The organism is Nocardioides sp. Z13_37 (assembly GCF_058355585.1).
Map to the genome: position 1 here is coordinate 621,276 of NZ_JBZGDV010000001.1, position 17,179 is coordinate 638,454.

The following is a 17,179-nucleotide window of genomic DNA, read 5'->3' on the forward strand; positions in this document are numbered from 1 at the left end:
CCGTCGGGCGCCTCCCGCCGTCCCACCACCATGCGCCCTCGGACCGTCGCCCTCCTCGCCCTCCTGCTCGCGGTGTCCGTCTCGGGGTGCGGGGACCGCGAGCCGAGCGGGTCCGACCCGGCCATCGAGCCGAGCGCCACGGAGCCGAGCGCCACCGAGCCGACGACCCAGCCCACCACGCAGCCCACCACGGAGCCGACCGAGGAGCCCACCACCGGCACCACCACCCCGCCGAGCGAGGCCCTGCAGAAGGTGCGGGTGGTCGGCGAGGTCGTCATGATCGGCGACTGCCTCGCGGTGCGCGACGACAACGCGATCACGTGGACGATCACCGGTGGGCCGGCCGCCGACCTGGTGCCCGGCGACCGGGTCGTCGTGACGGGTGCGCCCGACCTGGCGGCGACCGGGTGCGCCGGCCCGGTGGTCCGCGCGAGGGGCGTCCGGGTCCTGGGGTGACGCACTGAGGGCCGGGAGCCATGCGGCTCCCGGCCCTCGGTGCGACCTGGTCGTCAGGCCGACGGCGTCGGCCCGACGGGGATCAGCGCACGCGGATCCGCATGCTGGTGCCGCTCTGCGAGAGCACCTGGATCTTCACACCCACTCCGGCCACCTTCACGCCGACCCGGGGCAGGCCCGCGGCGGCGTACGGCGCGAAGTAGCGGTTCGGGTCGCTGTCGTCGAAGAGCGGGTTGGCCGCTCGTCCACGGATGTAGCTGCGCCGACCGTCGGCCGTCAGGTAGAAGGAGTCGGACGTCTGCAGGCTGAACGGCGCGTCGTAGGTCTGGATGCGTCCGCGCCACGCGGCCCCCTGGAGGTTGTAGTGCGGCTCCGGGTTGGCGTCGACGGGCAGCACCAGGCCGCCGCCGGGGTGCTGGCTGGTGTTGTTGTCGGTGTAGGACGAGTCCCAGTAGTTCACCAGCAGGCCGTCCTGGTAGGGGAACTTCTCCACGAAGTCGGGCCGGTCGGCGAAGCTGAAGTTGTAGGGACCGGTCTGGAGGTACTTGTCGTAGGAGACGTACTGGCGGTTGCTGGCCAGGTAGAACTGGTCGTAGGCGGTGTTGTAGCTCGCCGCGATCGACCGGAACCCGTCGAGGGTCCACCCGTTGGGCGAGGTCTCGGCGCCGTCGGCGAGGACGGTCGTGGTGCCGTTGGTCACCTTGATGTCGTCCACGAGGAGACCGGACCAGCCCAGGGCGGGGTCCTGTCCCTCGACGGCACCGTCGGTGGCGTAGCGTGCGCGGAACCCGATCGTCGTGCCGGCGTAGGCCGACAGGTCGAAGCTCGCCGTGACGTAGCCGTTGCTGACGCCGTCGATGCCGGGCTCCTTGACCGGGTCGTTGTTCGGATCCGCGTCAGCGTCGGTGTCGGGGTCGATCGACGAGGTGTCGAGCGCCGTCCAGGTGCCGCTGCCGACGGGGGACTCGACCTCGAACCAGGCGTAGTCGTAGTCCTCCTCGATGTTCCACGCGGCCTTCAGCGACAGGGACGTGGTGCCGGCCGGGACGGCCAGGTCGGCGCGCGACATGGACGAGCGGTAGTTGTTGCCGCGACCGCTGTACCACTGCTTGGTGTCCTCGGGCGGGGTGAGCAGCGTGGTCGGGATCTGCTTGTCCGGCAGCACGACCGCGACGCCCTGGGCCTTCGCCGAGTTGTACTCGTGGGGGCCGAGGTCGATCGTGCGGTCCTGGCCCGCGACCACGGTCTCGTAGTCGAGCCAGCCCAGCTGCAGCTTGTCCCAGACGCCGAGGTCGGCGGCCCGGGTGCCGATGCCCTGGTCGCCCGGGGCCGAGACGCGGCTCTGGGCCATCAGGGTCCACCAGTTGACGGGGTTGTCGCCCGAGGCGGCCGTGTCGTAGTGGTCGGGCAGCCCGAGGTCGTGGCCGTACTCGTGCGCCACGACGGACAGGCCGCCGTTCTCCGGCTGGACGGTGTAGTCGGCCACCCAGATGCCGGTGTTGCCGATCTGCGCGCCACCGTCGGGGTTGGGGACGCCGCCGGGGGCCGGGCCCTGGCCGGTGTTCTGGAAGGCCTTCCAGCGGTGGCTCCAGATCGCGTCCTCGCCGTAGAGCGGGTCGCCGTCGGCCTGGTCGCCGCCGGCGTGGATGATCTGGAAGCGGTCGATGTAGCCGTCGGGCTCGTCGAAGTTGCCGTCGCCGTCGAAGTCGTAGCGGTCGCGGATGTCGTACTGGGCCACCGTGCGCCTGATCTGGGCGTCGGTCCTGCCGGCTGCCTTCTGGTCGGCGACCCAGGCGTTCATGCCGTCGGAGACGAGGTTCCAGACGTTGGTGCAGTTGGTGCCGCCGCACGGGTAGCCGTTGCTGCGGCCGTAGCGCGCCTGGTTGTAGGGCACCGTCGTGACGTCGGTGACCATGCCCTCGACGCTGTAGCGGCCCGAGGACTGACGCTCGTAGTAGGTCTTGAGCGACTCGACGCCGTCACCCTCACCGAAGTAGAGGTCGCGGTAGTAGCGCTTGTTGAAGTTGGGGCGCCACTGGGTGGAGTTGTCGTTCGCACCCGGCTTGGGGATCTCGTTGAACCCCGGGCCGTCGAAGCGCACGGGGCCCGCGGTCAGCGGGTCGGTGTCACGGTCGGGGAAGTTGGGGTGGCGCTGGGTGCCGTAGTCGACGAGGAACACGAACACCTTGTCGGTGCGCTCGTTGCTCAGCTCGACGTACTGGTCCTGGGTGGCGGCCGCGGCCCGGGCGTTGCGGCCACGGGCGTTGGTGGAGCGCGCGGCGGCGGGCTCCGTGCCGACCTTGAGCACGCTGTTGCCGTTGATGGTCTGCGGCGCTGCCTCGCCGCTCAGCACGTCGGCCCAGGCCTGCTGCCGGAGCGCTTCCTGCTTCTCGGCGGCGGGGTTGGGCAGGACGTGCTCGGCGGTGGCCGAACGCCCCTCCTCGACGCTGCGCTGGTTGTCCGCCGGGGCGGCGGACGAGGGAGCGAGGCTCAGTGCCCCGGCCCCGGTGATCAGGGCCAGGGACAGCCCAAGGGTCGTGGATCTCACGAGACTTCCTTTCCGAGAGGCAGGAAGGCGGGCTGGATCGGCCACGACAACTCCCTGCCCTGCGGACACTAAGCCGGGAGGCGGGGGCTTGAACAGGGCAAACCTTGGGGAAACCGACCGATCGGTCAGTGCGCGGGCGGCGCCTCGAGCTCCTGGGGCGGAGCAGAGGCGTACGCGGCGGAGAGGCGCCGGTAGGGCGCAGAGGCCAGCGCGACGAGCACGGTGACGAACATGATCGCCCCCGCGATGAGGAACACCAGCGCGATGCCGCGCGCGTCCCCGTCGCCGAGCAGCCACCGCCACGTGTCACGGCCCTCCGGCGACTCCATGTAGGGGATGAGCGCGAACTCGGCGACCGGACCGATGAGGAACGCCGAGATCGGGCTGGCGGCGAGCTCGACGCTCTGCGCGAACCCGAACACCCGGCCCTGGGTGCGGAACGGGACGACCCGCTGCAGGATCGTCTGCTCGGCTGACTCCGCAGCCGGGATGATGCACATGAACACGAAGAGGCCCACGACGTAGAGCCACGCCCACTCGCGCAGCGTGAACGTCATGCCGAGGACGGCGACGGCGACGTTGACCAGCAGCAGGGTGCGCACCGGGTTGGCGCCGAGGCCGAAGCGGGCGACCAGGCCACCGCCGACCACGAAGCCGATGCCGGTCACGCCGAGCACGACGCCCCAGGCCTCGACGCTGAACAGCGTGAGGCCGTAGGGGTCCATCAGCGCGATGTAGACGCCGTTGACGAGGTTGTTGAAGGTCGAGAACAGGATCAGCGCGACCAGCCCGGGCACGGCCCGGATGGCGGCGACCGCTCCGCGCACGTCGAAGCGCGAGGCGCCCGCCTCGGGCACCGGGTCGAGCTCGGGGATCGGGATCGGCAGCAGGTGGAACAGGGACGCCCCGGTGAGCGCGATCGCGACCGCGAGCGTCCAGCCCATGCCGAGCAGGCCGACGCTGAGCCCGCTGAAGACGCTGGTGATCATGAAGGCGATGCCCTGGACGGTGCCGACCAGGCCGTTGGCCTTGTCGCGGCCGTCCTCGGGGACGAGGAGCGTCACGGTGGTGGACAGGGCGATGTTGCGCAGGCTCTCCACCACGCCGCCGACCAGGATGACGGCGGCGAACAGCCAGAACCACGCGCTGCCCCAGTCGGCCAGCCGCTCCTCGCCCAGCAGCACCCACAGCCCGCCCGACGCGGCGTAGGTGACGAGGGTGACCGTCGAGGAGGCGACCATCACCTGCTTCTTGCGGTGGTGGTCGACGAGGGTGCCGAAGTAGGTGCCGAACACCGCCGTGAAGAGCATGTAGCCGCCGCCGATGATCGCGGTGGCCATCACCGACCGCGTCTCGAGGTAGGCCCAGAAGGTCAGGGCGAACCAGAGGTAGCTCGAGGTGACGTTGGCGACGAGCGTGTTGGCGAGCACGTGGCGGAACGTGCGCAGCGTCTCCTCGCCGCGGGTCACCCCGGGTGGCAGGTGTGCCTCGGCGAGCGGGGCCGCGGGGTCCGCCGGCACGGGGTCGAGGTCGTCCATGGACACCCCGCGACCCTAGGTGCCACCACCGACAGCGCGCCCCCGAATATCCGCCCGACTGCGCCGGATTCGTGCCGGATCTGCGCCGGATGTGCGCAGGCGAACAGCGACGAGTCGGCGAAGGTGATGACCGAGCCGACGTCATGGGATGTCCCGGTCCGCACCGGGCATTCTCATGACGTCCTGACCTGGACGCAGCGACGGCCCGGACCCCGTCGAGGGGTCCGGGCCGTCGCAGGCGGGTCAGCGCAGGTCGAAGCGGTCCAGCTCCATGACCTTCGCCCAGGCCGCGGCGAAGTCCGCCACGAACTTCTCGCGGGCGTCCTCGCTGGCGTAGACCTCGGCCAGCGCCCGCAGCTGCGAGTTGGAGCCGAAGATCAGGTCGACCGCGGTGGCGGTCCACTTCAGCTCACCGGTCGCGGCGTCGCGGATGTCGTAGACGCCCTCCTCGGACTCCGAGGCCTTCCACTGCGCGCCAGGGGCGAGCAGGTTGGCGAAGAAGTCGTTGGTGAGCACGCCCGGGCGGTCGGTGAGGACGCCGTGCTGGACGCCGCCGACGTTGTTGCCCAGGGCCCGCAGACCGCCGACGAGCACGGTCATCTCGGGCGCGGTGAGGTCGAGCATGTACGCACGGTCGACCAGCAGCGTCTCGGGCCGCAGCTTGGCGCCGGGGCGCACGTAGTTGCGGAACCCGTCGGCGCGCGGCTCGAGCACCCGGAAGGAGTCGACGTCGGTCTGCTCCTGGGTCGCGTCGGTGCGACCGGCGTGGAACGGCACCGTGACCTCGACGCCCGCGTCGCGGGCGGCCTTCTCGACCGCGGCGTTGCCCGCGAGCACGATCAGGTCGGCGAGCGAGACCTGCGCCCCGCCCTTGGCGTTGAAGTCGGAGCGGATGGACTCGAGCGTGTCGAGCACGCGGGAGAGCTGCTCGGGCTGGTTGATCTCCCAGGTGCGCTGCGGCTCGAGGCGGATGCGGGCGCCGTTGGCGCCGCCGCGCTTGTCGGTGGAGCGGAAGCTCGCGGCCGAGGCCCACGCGGTCGAGACCAGCTCGGAGACCGAGAGGCCGGAGTCGAGCACGGCGGCCTTGAGGGTCTCGATGTCGGCGTCACCGACGAGCTCGCCCTCGACCGGCGGGACCGGGTCCTGCCAGAGCTGCGCCTCGGGCACCCAGGGGCCGAGGAAGCGGCTGACCGGGCCCATGTCGCGGTGGAGCAGCTTGTACCAGGCCTTGGCGAAGGCCAGGCGGAACTCCTCGGGGTTGTCCTTGAAGCGACGCGAGATCTTGTCGTACTCCGGGTCCATGCGCAGCGCCAGGTCGGAGGTGAGCATGCGGGGCTCGCGACGCGGGTCGCCCTCGTGGGCACCCGGCACCATGTCGGCTCCGGCGCCGTTCTTCGGGCGCCACTGGTGGGCGCCCGACGGGGACTCCATCAGCTCCCAGTCGTAGGCGTAGAGGATGTGGAAGAACTCGTTGTCCCACCGGGTCGGGTGGTAGGTCCAGGTGACCTCGAGGCCGGAGGTGATGGTGTCGCCGGCCTTGCCGCTGCCGAACTCGCTCTTCCAGCCCAGGCCCTGCTGCTCCAGCGGCGCACCCTCGGGCTCGGGGCCCACCAGGGAGGCGTCACCGGCGCCGTGGGTCTTGCCGAACGTGTGGCCGCCGGCGATGAGCGCGACGGTCTCCTCGTCGTTCATCGCCATCCGCGCGAACGTCGTACGGATGTCGCGCGCCGACGCGATCGGGTCGGGGTTGCCGTTGGGGCCCTCGGGGTTGACGTAGATCAGGCCCATCTGGACCGCGCCGAGGACCTCGTCGAGCTCGCGCTCGCCGGAGTAGCGCTCGTCGCCGAGCCAGGTGTCCTCGGGGCCCCAGAAGATCTCCTCCGGCTCCCAGACGTCCTCGCGGCCGAAGGCGAAGCCGAAGTTCTCGAAGCCCATGTCCTCCATGGCGACCGTGCCGGCCAGGACGATCAGGTCGGCCCAGGAGATCTTCTGGCCGTACTTCTGCTTGACCGGCCACAGCAGGCGCCGGGCCTTGTCGAGGTTGGCGTTGTCGGGCCAGGAGTTGAGCGGGGCGAAGCGCTGGCCGCCGTCGCCCGCGCCCCCGCGGCCGTCGTAGATGCGGTAGGTGCCGGCGGCGTGCCAGCTCATCCGCACGAACAGGCCGCCGTAGTGGCCGAAGTCGGCGGGCCACCAGTCCTGCGAGGAGTGCATCAGCTCGACCAGGTCGGCCTTGAGCGCCTCGACGTCGAGCTTCTCGAACTCGCTCTTGTAGTCGAAGTCGGCGCCGAGGGGGTTGCCCTTCGGCGAGTGGGCGTGCAGGACCGAGAGGTCGAGCATGTCGGGCCACCAGTCCTGGAGGCTGTGGGGACGGCCGCCGGTCTTGGGCTGCGGCGAGTCGATCGCCGGGTTCTCGCTCTCGCTGCCCTGGGCGGCGGCGGAGTCGTGCATGACCGGGCAGCCGGCCTCGGCCTTCCGGTCGACCCCCTGGGGGCTCTCGGGGGTGGTGTCCTGGCTGTCGGTCATGGTGAAACCTTTCGAGAGGGGATCGGTGCGAGGGAGGTAGGTGGGACGCGGGTGGTGCAGGGTGTGAGGGGGTCGTCAGGTGGCGACGACGCGGTCGGCGGAGCAGTCGGCGCACAGGCCCCAGTAGGTGACCTCGGCCTCGTCGATGACGAAGCCGCCGGTGCCGGAGGCGTCGAGGCAGGGGCGTGCGCCGACCGCGCAGTCGACGTCGGCGACGACGCCGCACGAGCGGCACACGGCGTGGTGGTGGTTGTCGCCGACGCGCAGCTCGTAGCGCGCGGACGAGCCGGCCGGCTGGATGCGGCGCACCAGCCCAGAGTCGGAGAGCGCGCCGAGGACGTCGTAGACCGCCTGGTGGGAGACGGTCGGCTCCTCGGTGCGCACCGCGGCGAGCAGGCTGCCGGTGTCGGCGTGCGGGTGACGGCGTACGGCGCGGAGCACGGCCAGGCGCGGCCGGGTGACCCGGAGGTCAGCGCTGCGCAGCAGGTGCTCGAAGTCGACGTCGTCCATCGCCACCACCCTGCCCCGTTTTCTTGAACGAGTCAAGTTTTGTCGCGGCGCGTCAGTCGCGCGCCGCCGGGCCGGCCCACTCCCGGGCCAGGAGCGACCAGACCTCGAGGTCCTGTCGCTCCTCGCGCACGGGGAACACCTCGCGCAGGGTGCCCTCGTGGGTGAAGCCGAGCCGCTGTGCCACCCGCCGGCTGGCCTCGTTGCCCGGGGCGCAGCGCCACTCCACGCGGTGCATCCCCCGCTCGGCGAATGCCCAGTCCAGCATCGCGGCGACCGCACGGGTGACGATGCCGCGGCCCCGCGCGGGCGCGGCGAGGAAGACGCCCGCCTCGGCCGTGCGGGAGCGGGGGTTGATGCTGGGGAACAGCGTCCCGCCGACGAGGTCGTCCCCGACCCAGATGCCGAGCAGGCGCCGGGTGCCCTCGCCGCGGGCCTTGGCGAAGCCCTCGATGAACCCGCGGGCGGCGTCGACGTCCTCGAAGCCCTCCCACGGCAGCCACTCGTAGAAGTCGGCGCCGTGCGCGCGGAACAGGCCGGCGAGCTGCTCGGCGTGCCAGGGCTCGAGGTCGGACAGGCGGGCGTCGTCGATCTGCAGGCTCAGCACCCGCGACACCCTAGGGGGCGACGACCCCCGCCCGGAGACGTCGGGTCAGCTCGCGTCGAGGCGCGCGAGCTCCTCGTCGGTGAGCTCGATGTCGGCCGCGGCGGCGGAGTCGACGATCGAGGAGGGCCGCTTGGCGCCGGGGATGGGGATCACGACCGGAGACTGGGCGAGCTCCCACGCCAGGGCGACCTGCTGCGCGCTGATGCCGCGCTCGCGGGCGACCTCGGCGAAGGCGGGGTGCTTGTCGGCGAGCTCCTTGGCGTCGGACAGCCCGCCCAGCGGGCTCCACGGGAGGAAGGCCAGGCCGAGCTCGTCGCAGACGTCGATCTCGGGACGGCTCGAGCGGAACTTGGGGCTGAACTGGTTCTGCACGCTCACCAGCGCGTCGCCCAGCACGGCGTGTGCCGCGCGGATCTGCTGCGGGTCGGCGTTGGAGAGGCCGACGTGGGCGACCTTGCCGCTGTCGGCGATCTCCTTGAGCGTGCCGATGACGTCGTCGTAGGGGACCTTCGGGTCGGGGCGGTGGTGCTGCCACAGCGCGATCTGCTCGACGCCGAGCCGCTGGAGGCTGGCGTCGACGGCCTCGCGGAGGTGGGCCGCGGAGCTGTCGGTGTCCCAGCCGCCGCCGTCGGTGCGGACGTGGCCGCCCTTGGTGGCGAGGAGGACGCGGTCACGCACGCCGAGCTCGTCGAGGATCGAGGCGATGAGGCGCTCGTTCTCGCCCTGGGCGTCCGCGCCCAGCTCGTCGCCGGGCCCGTAGGCGTCGGCGCTGTCGAAGAGGGTGACGCCGGCGTCGAGGGCCGCCGAGACGGTGTCGAGCAGCTGCTGGCGCGGCTGCGTGCCGGTCTGGTCGAAGGTCATCAGGCCGAGGCCGATGGCGCCGACCTGCTGGTTGCCGAGAGTGCGCGTCTTCATGCGCCCGACCCTACGGCCGGCCGCCTGAGCGGCGGGAGGTGTCCGAGCCGGTGTGGGTCACCGCCGGGGTCGGCGCACCCGACCCCGAGGGGCCGGGCGCCCGCGGCGGTCGTGAGTACGTCAGATGGTGATGGCGATCTTGCCGCCGGGGCTGCCCTCCTCGGAGAGCCGGTGCGCGTCGGCGATGTCGTCGAGGCCGAACGTGCGCGCGACCGTGACCCGGAGCCGACCCTGCTCGACCAGGGCCGCCAGCGCGTCGAGGCCGTCGCGGTCGGGCCGGACGAAGACGTAGCGGCCGCCCAGCGAGGCGACCGTGCCGGGATCGATGACCGAGGCGATCCGCGCGGGGTCCTTCACCTGCGCGGCGGCGTCGGCGAGGGCCTCGCCCCCGACGAGGTCGAGGACCGCGTCGACGGGGCCGCCGTGGCCGGCCAGCTGCTCGCTGATGGCTCCCGCGTGGTGGTCGAGCACGACCGAGGCGCCGAGGCCGCGGACCAGGTCGTGGTGGGCGGGAGACGCGGTGCCGATGACCTCGGCGCCCCGCGCCGCGGCGACCTGCACCGCGAGCTGGCCCACGCCGCCCGACGCCGCGTGCACGAGCACCCGGTCGCCGGGGCCGACCTCGAGCACCTCGGTGAGGGCCTGCCAGGCGGTGAGGCCGGCGAGCGGGACCGAGGCGGCCTCCTCGAACGACAGCCCGGCCGGCTTGAGGGCGACCGTGCGCTCGGGCGCCGGGACCAGCTCGGCCGCGGTGCCGTGCGCGACGTCGTCGCGCCGGACGTAGCCCCAGACCTCGTCGCCGACCTGCAGGCCGGTGCGGACCGACGGCCCGACCGCCACCACCACCCCGGCGACGTCCCAGCCCGGGATGATCGGCAGATGGTGCGGGTAGGCGCGCTGGAGGTGGCCCTGGCGGATCTTCCAGTCGACCGGGTTGACGCTCGTGGCGCGGGCCCGGACGAGGACGGTGTCGGGACCGACCGGCGGGTCCGGACGCTCGCCGACGGTCAGGACCTCGGGTCCGCCGAACGTGTCGTAGCTGGCTGCGCGCATGCTCGCTCCTCGTGCGTCGGGAGCCCGCCGGGTCCGGCGGACCCCTGCTCCAACCGGCCGGCGGACCGGGGTGTTCCGCCGACCCGCCCATCCGGGTGCGGTGCGCCGCATCTGGGGTCCGGACCCCATCCAGCAGCCCGGCTCGCGCGGCTAGCGTGGCCGGGACCTGCTCTCGTCCGTGAGGATCCTCGTGACCCCCGCACACCCCCACCGGGCCGTGAGCGCGAACACCGGGCGCCGTGGCTTCCGTGACGACATCCAGGGCATGCGTGCGCTGGCGGTCCTCGGCATCCTCGTCTTCCACACCGGGCTCGCCCCCTATCCAGGCGGGTTCGTCACCCTCGACGTCTTCTTCGTGCTCTCCGGCTTCCTCATCACCACCCTCCTGCTCCGCGAGGTGGCCAGGACCGGAACGATCGACCTCGTCGGCTTCTACGTCAGGCGGGCGCGGCGGATCCTCCCGGCCGCCACGGTCGCCATCGTGGGCACCGTCGTGGCGTCCTGGCTGTGGCTCAACCCTCTCGACGCGCGCGACGCCTCGGTCGACGGCGTGTGGGCGGCGCTCTTCGGGGCCAACGTGCGCTTCGCGATCGAGAAGACCGACTACTTCACCGCGACCGATCCGCCGTCGCCGCTCCAGCACTTCTGGTCGCTGTCGGTGGAGGAGCAGTTCTACCTCGTGATGCCGCTGGCCCTGCTCGTCTCGGTCGTGGCGGCCGTGCGGGTGCTGCGGCGCGCCGACGCGCGGGCGCAGCGGGCCGGCATCGTCACGGTCCTGGCCCTGGCGACCGCGGCGAGCCTGGCGTGGTCGGTGCACGCGTCCACCGCCTCGCCCGAGAGCGCCTACTTCTCGACCTTCACCCGGGTGTGGGAGTTCGCCGCGGGCGGCCTGCTCGCCGTCGCGGCGCCCCGGCTGGCGGCGGGGCTGACGCCGCTGCTGCGCAACGTGGTCGCGCTCGGCGGCCTGGGCCTGATCGGCGTCGCGATGTTCGTCGTGACCGAGGCGTCGCCCTTCCCCGGCTGGCTCGCGCTGATGCCGGTGCTCGGCACCAGCGCGGTCATCCTCGCCGGCACCGGTCTCGACGACGAGCGTCCGCCGATGGCGCAGCGCGCCCTGGGGGTGCGGCCGATGCGCGTGGTGGGCGACGCGTCCTACTCCCTCTACCTGTGGCACTGGCCGGTGCTGGTCATCGCCGAGCAGCACGCCGGCCGCGACCTGCGCCCCGCCGAGCTGGCGGTGGCGCTGGCGGTGACCGTGGTGATGACGTGGGCGTCCTACCGCTTCGTGGAGACCCCCTTCCGCACCGGGCGTACGACGCGACGCCGCCGCGGCATGCTGCTCTACCCCGGCGCCGTCTCGCTCGCGGTGGCCTGCTGCCTGGTCGCCACCGCCGTCATCGACCGCCAGCTCGTCGGGCAGGACGCGGCCATCTCGATCGACGACTACGAGCGGGCCGTCGACGGCTCGCGGCTCTCCGACGACCCGTGGGTCGGCCTCGTGCAGGCCTCGGTGCGCGCGGGGGTCGAGGAGCGGCCGATCCCCCGGGAGCTGCGTCCGGAGCTCCGCGACCTCAAGGACGACCGCGCCGACCTCGGCGACTGCGAGTACATCGGCCCCCCGGTCGGGCTGTGCCCCGAGGGCGACCCGGACGGCGAGAAGACCCTGGTGGTGCTGGGCAACTCCCACGGCCGGCACTGGATCCCGGCCCTCGACCGCATCGCCAAGCAGGCCGGGTGGAAGGCCTACTATCTCGTCAAGTCGCAGTGCACGCCCGCGCGCGTGCAGATGGTGCGCGGCGGCGGCCGGGTCAAGCCGTGGCAGGGCTGCCTCGACTTCAACGCCTGGGCCGAGGACCGGATCCGCGACCTCGACCCCGACCTGGTCGTCGTCTCCACGTCCGGTGCCCCCAACGTCGAGGTGGACGGCGAGGTGGTGCGCGACACCGACGGCGTGGTGGCCGAGCTCGCCGACGGCTTCGACCGGCTCTTCGCCGACCTGCTGCCCCTCACCCGGCGCCTGGTGCTGCTCGAGGACGTGCCACGGCGCACGATCTCGCCCGAGCGGTGCCTCGCCGAGCGGGACGCCCACCTGGGCACCTGCCTCAGCGGCACCTCCGGACGGGCCGAGCGGGTCACCCGAGCGAGCATCGAGGCGGCCGAGGAGGCCGGCGTGGAGGTCGTGGCCACACGGCAGTGGTTCTGCGACGACGGCAAGTGTCCCGCGGTCGTCGCCGACATGGTGCCGCAGCGCGACGAGGGGCACGTGACGACCGTCTACGCCCGCTCCCTCGCCACGCCGCTCGGCCGGGCCCTCGGCCTGCTCCCCGAGGCGAGAGGCCGACGCCAGGGTGGCTGAGGCCGCTCAGGCCGGGGCGGCTGAGGCCGCTCAGGCCGGGGCGCGCAAGGTCCGCGCGACCACGGGCACGACGACGGCCGCCGCGAGGAGGTGCAGCACGACGAGCGTCACCGCGGTGGCGGCGTCGGCGGCGGCCACGAACGGCGGCACCAGCGACAGCACGATCAGCGCGGCCGTCGTACCCAGCCACCACGACACCGGGCTGCTGCTCCACCGTGACACGGCTGCGGCGATCGGCACCCCGGCCGCGCTGAGGACCAGGGTGACGACCGCGATGCCCGAGACCGGGATCGCCTCGCCCCCGTCGACCTCGAGGCTGACGCCCACGCCCCGGGCGGCGGCGGCGATGGCGGCGTTCAGTGCCGCTGCCGCGACGGCCGCCCCGAGTCCGGCCAGGGTGGTCCGGGCGAGCCGGCTCACCGCTGCGCCCCCTCGGCGGGGAGTCGGTCGGGCAGTCCGAGGGAGGCGAACCGGTCGGCGTCGAAGATGGTGACCTCGGTGACCGCCCCGCCGGAGATGCGGAGCACGTCGAGGGTCAGCGGGAGGTGGGCCGCCTGCTGCTCGTTCCACAGGTAGTAGGCGACGGCCGGCTGCCGGTTGACCGCGGTCGGCACCGCGCGGAAGCCGCTCATCTGCGGGTAGCCCTGGTCGACCCAGTCCGACAGGACCGCCTCGCGACCCACCAGCAACCCCTGCGAGGGCGGCATCGCGAACCGCACGTCGTCGCGCAGCATGGTGGCGAGCGCGTCGATGTCGGTGGCGATGCTGGCCTCGGTGAAGCGTCGTACGAGGTCGCGCGTCGCGGTGTCGTCCTCCTCGCCGGTCCAGTCCTGGCGCTCGGCCGGGAGGTGCCGCCGCATGCCCGCGCGGGCACGCTGGAGAGCGCTGTTGACGGAGTTGACCGAGTCGCCGAGCAGCTCGGCGACCTCCTTGGCGGGCCAGCCCAGCACGTCGCGGAGGATCAGCACGGCCCGCGGGCGCGGGGCGAGGTGCTGCACCGCGACGAGGTAGGCGAGCTCGATGGTCTCCCGGGCCACGGCCAGCGCCTCGGGCTCGTCGGCGTCGTCGGCGCTCAACTCGTCGAGCAGCCGGTCGGGGTAGGGCTGCAGCCACGGCACCTCGCCGCCGGAGGCCGGCTCGGGACGCCGCCGGGCGAGCAGGTCGAGGCACACGTTCGTCGCGATCCGGTAGACCCAGGCCCGCACCGGGGAGCGCCCCTCGTAGGTCGCCCGGGCCCGCCAGGCCCGGAGGTAGGCCTCCTGCACGGCGTCCTCGGCGTCCTGGAACGACCCGAGCATCCGGTAGCAGTGGACGTGCAGCTCGCGCCGGTGCCGCTCGGCCAGCGCCGCGAACTCCGCCTCGTCCACGGCCTGCCACGCGCTCATGTCGACCTCCTGGGTGATCGTGTCGATCGTCATCGTCCAGCCTCTCGTCCGTCGTTGCTGTCACCCGTATGACCGACCCGGCCGCTGGAAGTCATCACCGGGCGCGCGGCCCGGATTTCCGGGGGTGTCCTACATCACCCGCCGGGGGGTGAGACAGCCCCCGAGGGGTGCGCCGACGGCCCGTTCGCTGCCCTACGGTTCGAGCCCCCGTCCCACGCGAGATCAGAGGTCGCATGTCCCGTCCAATCCGCTATCTGTCCCTACTCGTCTCCGTCTTCATCGCACTCACCGGGCTCCAGGCCCTCACCCTGTCCGGCACCGCCGCCGCACCCGACGACAACGGCTACTGGACCGCCACCGAGCAGCGTCCCGGCGGTGACCGCGGCGCCGCCGCGCGCCGCGTGGAGCCCACGCGCTTTGCCGCCTTCACCCTCGACCGCGACGGCATCAGCGCCGTCCTCGACCGCGCCCCCGCCGAGGACGCGGCCCGCGCCGACGACGCCGGCACCGTGGTGAGCGTTCCCGCTCCCAACGGCGAGCTGGTCGACTTCCGCGTGCAGGAGGTCGCCGTCATGGAGGCCGAGCTCGCCGCTCGCCACCCCGAGATCGCGACCTACGCCGGCCGCGCCGTCAACGACCCGACCGCGACCATCCGGCTCGACCTCACCCCGATGGGCTTCCACGCCTCGGTGCGAGGCTCCGGTGACCGCGCCGCCTGGTACGTCGACCCCGCCTGGAACGGCGACGACAGCCTCTACCTCTCCTACCGCCACGGCGACCTGCCCGCCAAGGACCGCGGACTCGTCGAGCCCGAGCTCGACGACCACGTCGTCAAGAGCCTCGGCAAGGCCGCGGGCGAGGCCCCCGGCACCGAGGTGTCCCTGCGGACCTTCCGCCTCGCGCTGGTGACCGACCCGTCCTACGCGACCTACTTCGGCACCGAGAACGTGCTCGCGGAGAAGGTCACCCTGATGAACCGGGTCAACCAGATCTACAACGACGACCTCGCCGTGCGGATGCTGCTGATCAACGACACCGACAAGCTCAACCTCGACACGGCCGCCAAGGCCACCGAGCCCAACGGTCCCTGCGGCTCGGCGCCGTGCTTCACCGTGCAGCAGCTCACCAGCTGCGGCAGCGCCTCGCTCAGCCGCAACCGCATCGTGCTCGGCCAGCTCGTCGGCGCGTCGGCCTACGACGTGGGTCACCTCGCTCTCGGCGTGAACGGCGGCGGCGTCGCCGGCCTGGGCGTCATCGGCGGCGACGGCAAGGCCCGCGGCTGCACCGGCCTCCCCGCCCCCGAGGGCGACTACTTCGCGGTCGACTACGTCGCCCACGAGATCGGCCACCAGTTCGGCGGCCCGCACACCTTCAACGGCACCGAGCTCAACTGCTCCGGCAACCGCGGCGGATCGCCGTACGAGCCGGGCTCGGGCAGCTCGATCATGGCCTACGCCGGCATCTGCCAGCAGGACAACCTCCAGTCGCACAGCGACCCGTACTTCTCGCAGCGCAGCATCACGGACATGACGAACACCATGACCGCCAACCGCGCGCCGATCAACGAGGTCCAGACGGTGTCCCTGCGCGGCTTCGACACCGACGGCGAGTCGTTCACGCTGAGCTTCGACGGAGCGCAGACCGCCCCGATCGTCCGCGGCACCAACTACGACCTGAACTCCCTCGACGCGGCCATCGAGGCCGTGACCGGAGCCGACACCGTGGCCGTGCGTGGCTTCGGCAGCACCGCCACCATCGACGACACCGGCTTCCAGGTGACGTTCAGCGGCGCGCCCCTCTCCGCCACCGACGTCGCCGCGCTCGGCTTCGCGCCGGCCTCGGGTGACGTCACGGGCTTCGTGGGCGAGACCGCCCAGGGCGGCGCGCAGCTCAACGGCGGCTCCACCGTCACCGCGACCGGCAACCACGCTCCCGTGGTGAACGCCCCGGTGACGAAGACCATCCCGATCCAGACGCCGTTCGCGCTGACCGGCGAGGCCAGCGACCCCGACGGCGACCCGCTGGTGCACATCTGGGAGCAGAACGACCGCGGTGGCTCCGCCGGCACCACGCTGGGCAGCCAGACCAAGGTCGACGGGCCGCTGTTCCGGATCTTCGGGGTGCACGCCCCGGTGACCCCGGCCGGCGCGCTGCAGATCCACTCCCCCGGCCTGAACACCGCCACGTCCAGCCCCACGCGGGTGTTCCCGGACATGGCGCAGATCCTGGCCAACAACACCAACGCGATCGACGGCACCTGCCCGGCCATGCCGACCAAGCCGGCAGCGGGCAGCCCGACCCCCGTCCCGCTCCCGACGGTCCCCGTCACGGAGTGCTTCGCCGAGTGGCTGCCGACGGCCGCCTACGTGGGATCCGCCGCGCAGGCCAGCGTCGGGTGGGACGGCAACACCGAGCCGTCGCTCAACTTCCGCTTCACCGCGCGTGACCTCGCCCCGGAGGGCGGCGGCTACGCCTACGGCGACGTCAAGCTGCTCATCGACAAGACCGTCGGTCCGTTCCGGGTGACGTCGAAGTCCGCCACCACGGCCGCCGCCGTGGGCGGGCGTACCGAGACGATCTACTGGAGCTCCGGTCCCGCCGTCGGCGGCGTCCCCGCCAGCACCAGCCACCTGTCGGAGAACGTGAGGATCACCCTGTCGCTCGACGGCGGCAAGACCTTCCCGACGGTGCTCGCCGAGAGCACGCCCAACGACGGCAACGCCCAGGTGACGTGGCCCGACGTGCCCACCACCACGGCACGGATCAAGGTCGAGGCGGTGGAGAACTACTTCTTCGACGTCAACGACGCGGACATCACCATCCTGTCCGACAACGTGCCGAGCAACGGTGGCACCACCACCCCTGCCCCGACCCCGACGCCCACCCCGACGCCGACCCCGACGCCGGCCACGGCTGACAAGGTCGCGGCGCGGATCGCGACCAAGATGGTCAAGCCCGTCGAGGTCGGCAGCCGGGCCCGGCTGCGGGTGCTGCTCCAGGCCACGGGCGTCGTGCCCTCCGGCAAGGTCAAGGTCACGCTCCGCGGAGCCGGCACGTCGCGCTCCTGGACCAAGACGGTCGGCGCGAACGGCCGGACCAGCGTGCTGCTGCCGCGCTTCGCGCGCACCGGCAAGGTCAAGGTCGTCGTGCGCTACCGCGGCGACGAGGCCGTCAAGGCCAGCAAGAAGAAGGTGACGTTCTCGGTCGTCGACCGAGGACGCGGCCGCTGAACGCGGTCACGCTGAGCGAGGGGCCGTCGGTGGCGACACCGGCGGCCCCTCGTGCGTCTGG

The 17,179-nt window shown here is 72.6% G+C and carries 12 protein-coding genes; 3 read left to right on the forward strand and 9 right to left on the reverse strand.

Translation table 11 applies throughout. The features are described from left to right. Positions 1–30: 30 nt before the first annotated feature. A complete protein-coding gene (locus AC4H2S_RS02995; protein WP_491495477.1) occupies positions 31–456 on the forward strand; it encodes a hypothetical protein in 426 nt (141 codons plus the stop codon). An 82-nt stretch (positions 457–538) separates the two neighbouring features. Here the strand turns inward: AC4H2S_RS02995 and AC4H2S_RS03000 are convergent, their stop codons facing one another. From AC4H2S_RS03000 to AC4H2S_RS03030, 7 genes are all read right to left on the reverse strand, one after another. Then, positions 539–3,004, reverse strand: a complete 2,466-nt coding sequence (locus AC4H2S_RS03000; protein ID WP_491495478.1) for an immune inhibitor A domain-containing protein — start codon at positions 3,002–3,004, stop codon at positions 539–541. 125 nt (positions 3,005–3,129) lie between these two features. After that, the gene (locus tag AC4H2S_RS03005; RefSeq protein ID WP_491495840.1) at positions 3,130–4,542 is read right to left on the reverse strand and encodes an MFS transporter; all 1,413 of its coding nucleotides are present in this window, start codon (positions 4,540–4,542) and stop codon (positions 3,130–3,132) included. Positions 4,543–4,785: 243 nt separating this feature from the next. Further along, positions 4,786–7,065, reverse strand: coding sequence for a catalase/peroxidase HPI (gene katG / locus AC4H2S_RS03010; RefSeq protein WP_491495479.1), 2,280 nt, complete (start codon positions 7,063–7,065; stop codon positions 4,786–4,788). Positions 7,066–7,140: 75 nt separating this feature from the next. Continuing rightward, positions 7,141–7,575 carry a Fur family transcriptional regulator gene (locus tag AC4H2S_RS03015; RefSeq protein ID WP_491495480.1) on the reverse strand — a complete coding sequence of 145 codons (435 nt, stop codon included), beginning with the start codon at positions 7,573–7,575 and terminating at the stop codon, positions 7,141–7,143. A gap of 52 nt (positions 7,576–7,627) precedes the next feature. Further along, positions 7,628–8,179: a GNAT family N-acetyltransferase gene (locus AC4H2S_RS03020; protein WP_491495481.1), complete on the reverse strand. Its 552-nt coding sequence runs from the start codon at positions 8,177–8,179 to the stop codon at positions 7,628–7,630. 45 nt (positions 8,180–8,224) lie between these two features. Beyond that, complete coding sequence (locus AC4H2S_RS03025; protein ID WP_491495482.1) at positions 8,225–9,094, reverse strand: aldo/keto reductase; 870 nt, start codon at positions 9,092–9,094, stop codon at positions 8,225–8,227. Between the two features lie 120 nt (positions 9,095–9,214). After that, the gene (locus AC4H2S_RS03030; protein WP_491495483.1) at positions 9,215–10,147 is read right to left on the reverse strand and encodes an NADP-dependent oxidoreductase; all 933 of its coding nucleotides are present in this window, start codon (positions 10,145–10,147) and stop codon (positions 9,215–9,217) included. A 190-nt stretch (positions 10,148–10,337) separates the two neighbouring features. On the opposite strand from AC4H2S_RS03030, the gene AC4H2S_RS03035 reads away from it, so the two are divergent. Next, positions 10,338–12,503, forward strand: coding sequence for an acyltransferase family protein (locus tag AC4H2S_RS03035; RefSeq protein ID WP_491495484.1), 2,166 nt, complete (start codon positions 10,338–10,340; stop codon positions 12,501–12,503). Between the two features lie 30 nt (positions 12,504–12,533). Here AC4H2S_RS03035 and AC4H2S_RS03040 read toward each other — a convergent pair whose 3' ends face one another. Together AC4H2S_RS03040 and AC4H2S_RS03045 are read right to left on the reverse strand one after the other, a co-directional pair. Continuing rightward, positions 12,534–12,923, reverse strand: coding sequence for a DUF6069 family protein (locus tag AC4H2S_RS03040; protein ID WP_491495485.1), 390 nt, complete (start codon positions 12,921–12,923; stop codon positions 12,534–12,536). Further along, positions 12,920–13,921, reverse strand: coding sequence for an RNA polymerase subunit sigma-70 (locus tag AC4H2S_RS03045; RefSeq protein ID WP_491495486.1), 1,002 nt, complete (start codon positions 13,919–13,921; stop codon positions 12,920–12,922). The genes AC4H2S_RS03040 and AC4H2S_RS03045 overlap by 4 nt, the downstream gene beginning before the upstream one ends. A 200-nt stretch (positions 13,922–14,121) precedes the next feature. On the opposite strand from AC4H2S_RS03045, the gene AC4H2S_RS03050 reads away from it, so the two are divergent. Then, entirely contained in the window at positions 14,122–17,118 is a 2,997-nt protein-coding gene (locus AC4H2S_RS03050) for a reprolysin-like metallopeptidase (RefSeq protein WP_491495487.1), read from the forward strand. Positions 17,119–17,179: the final 61 nt, after the last annotated feature.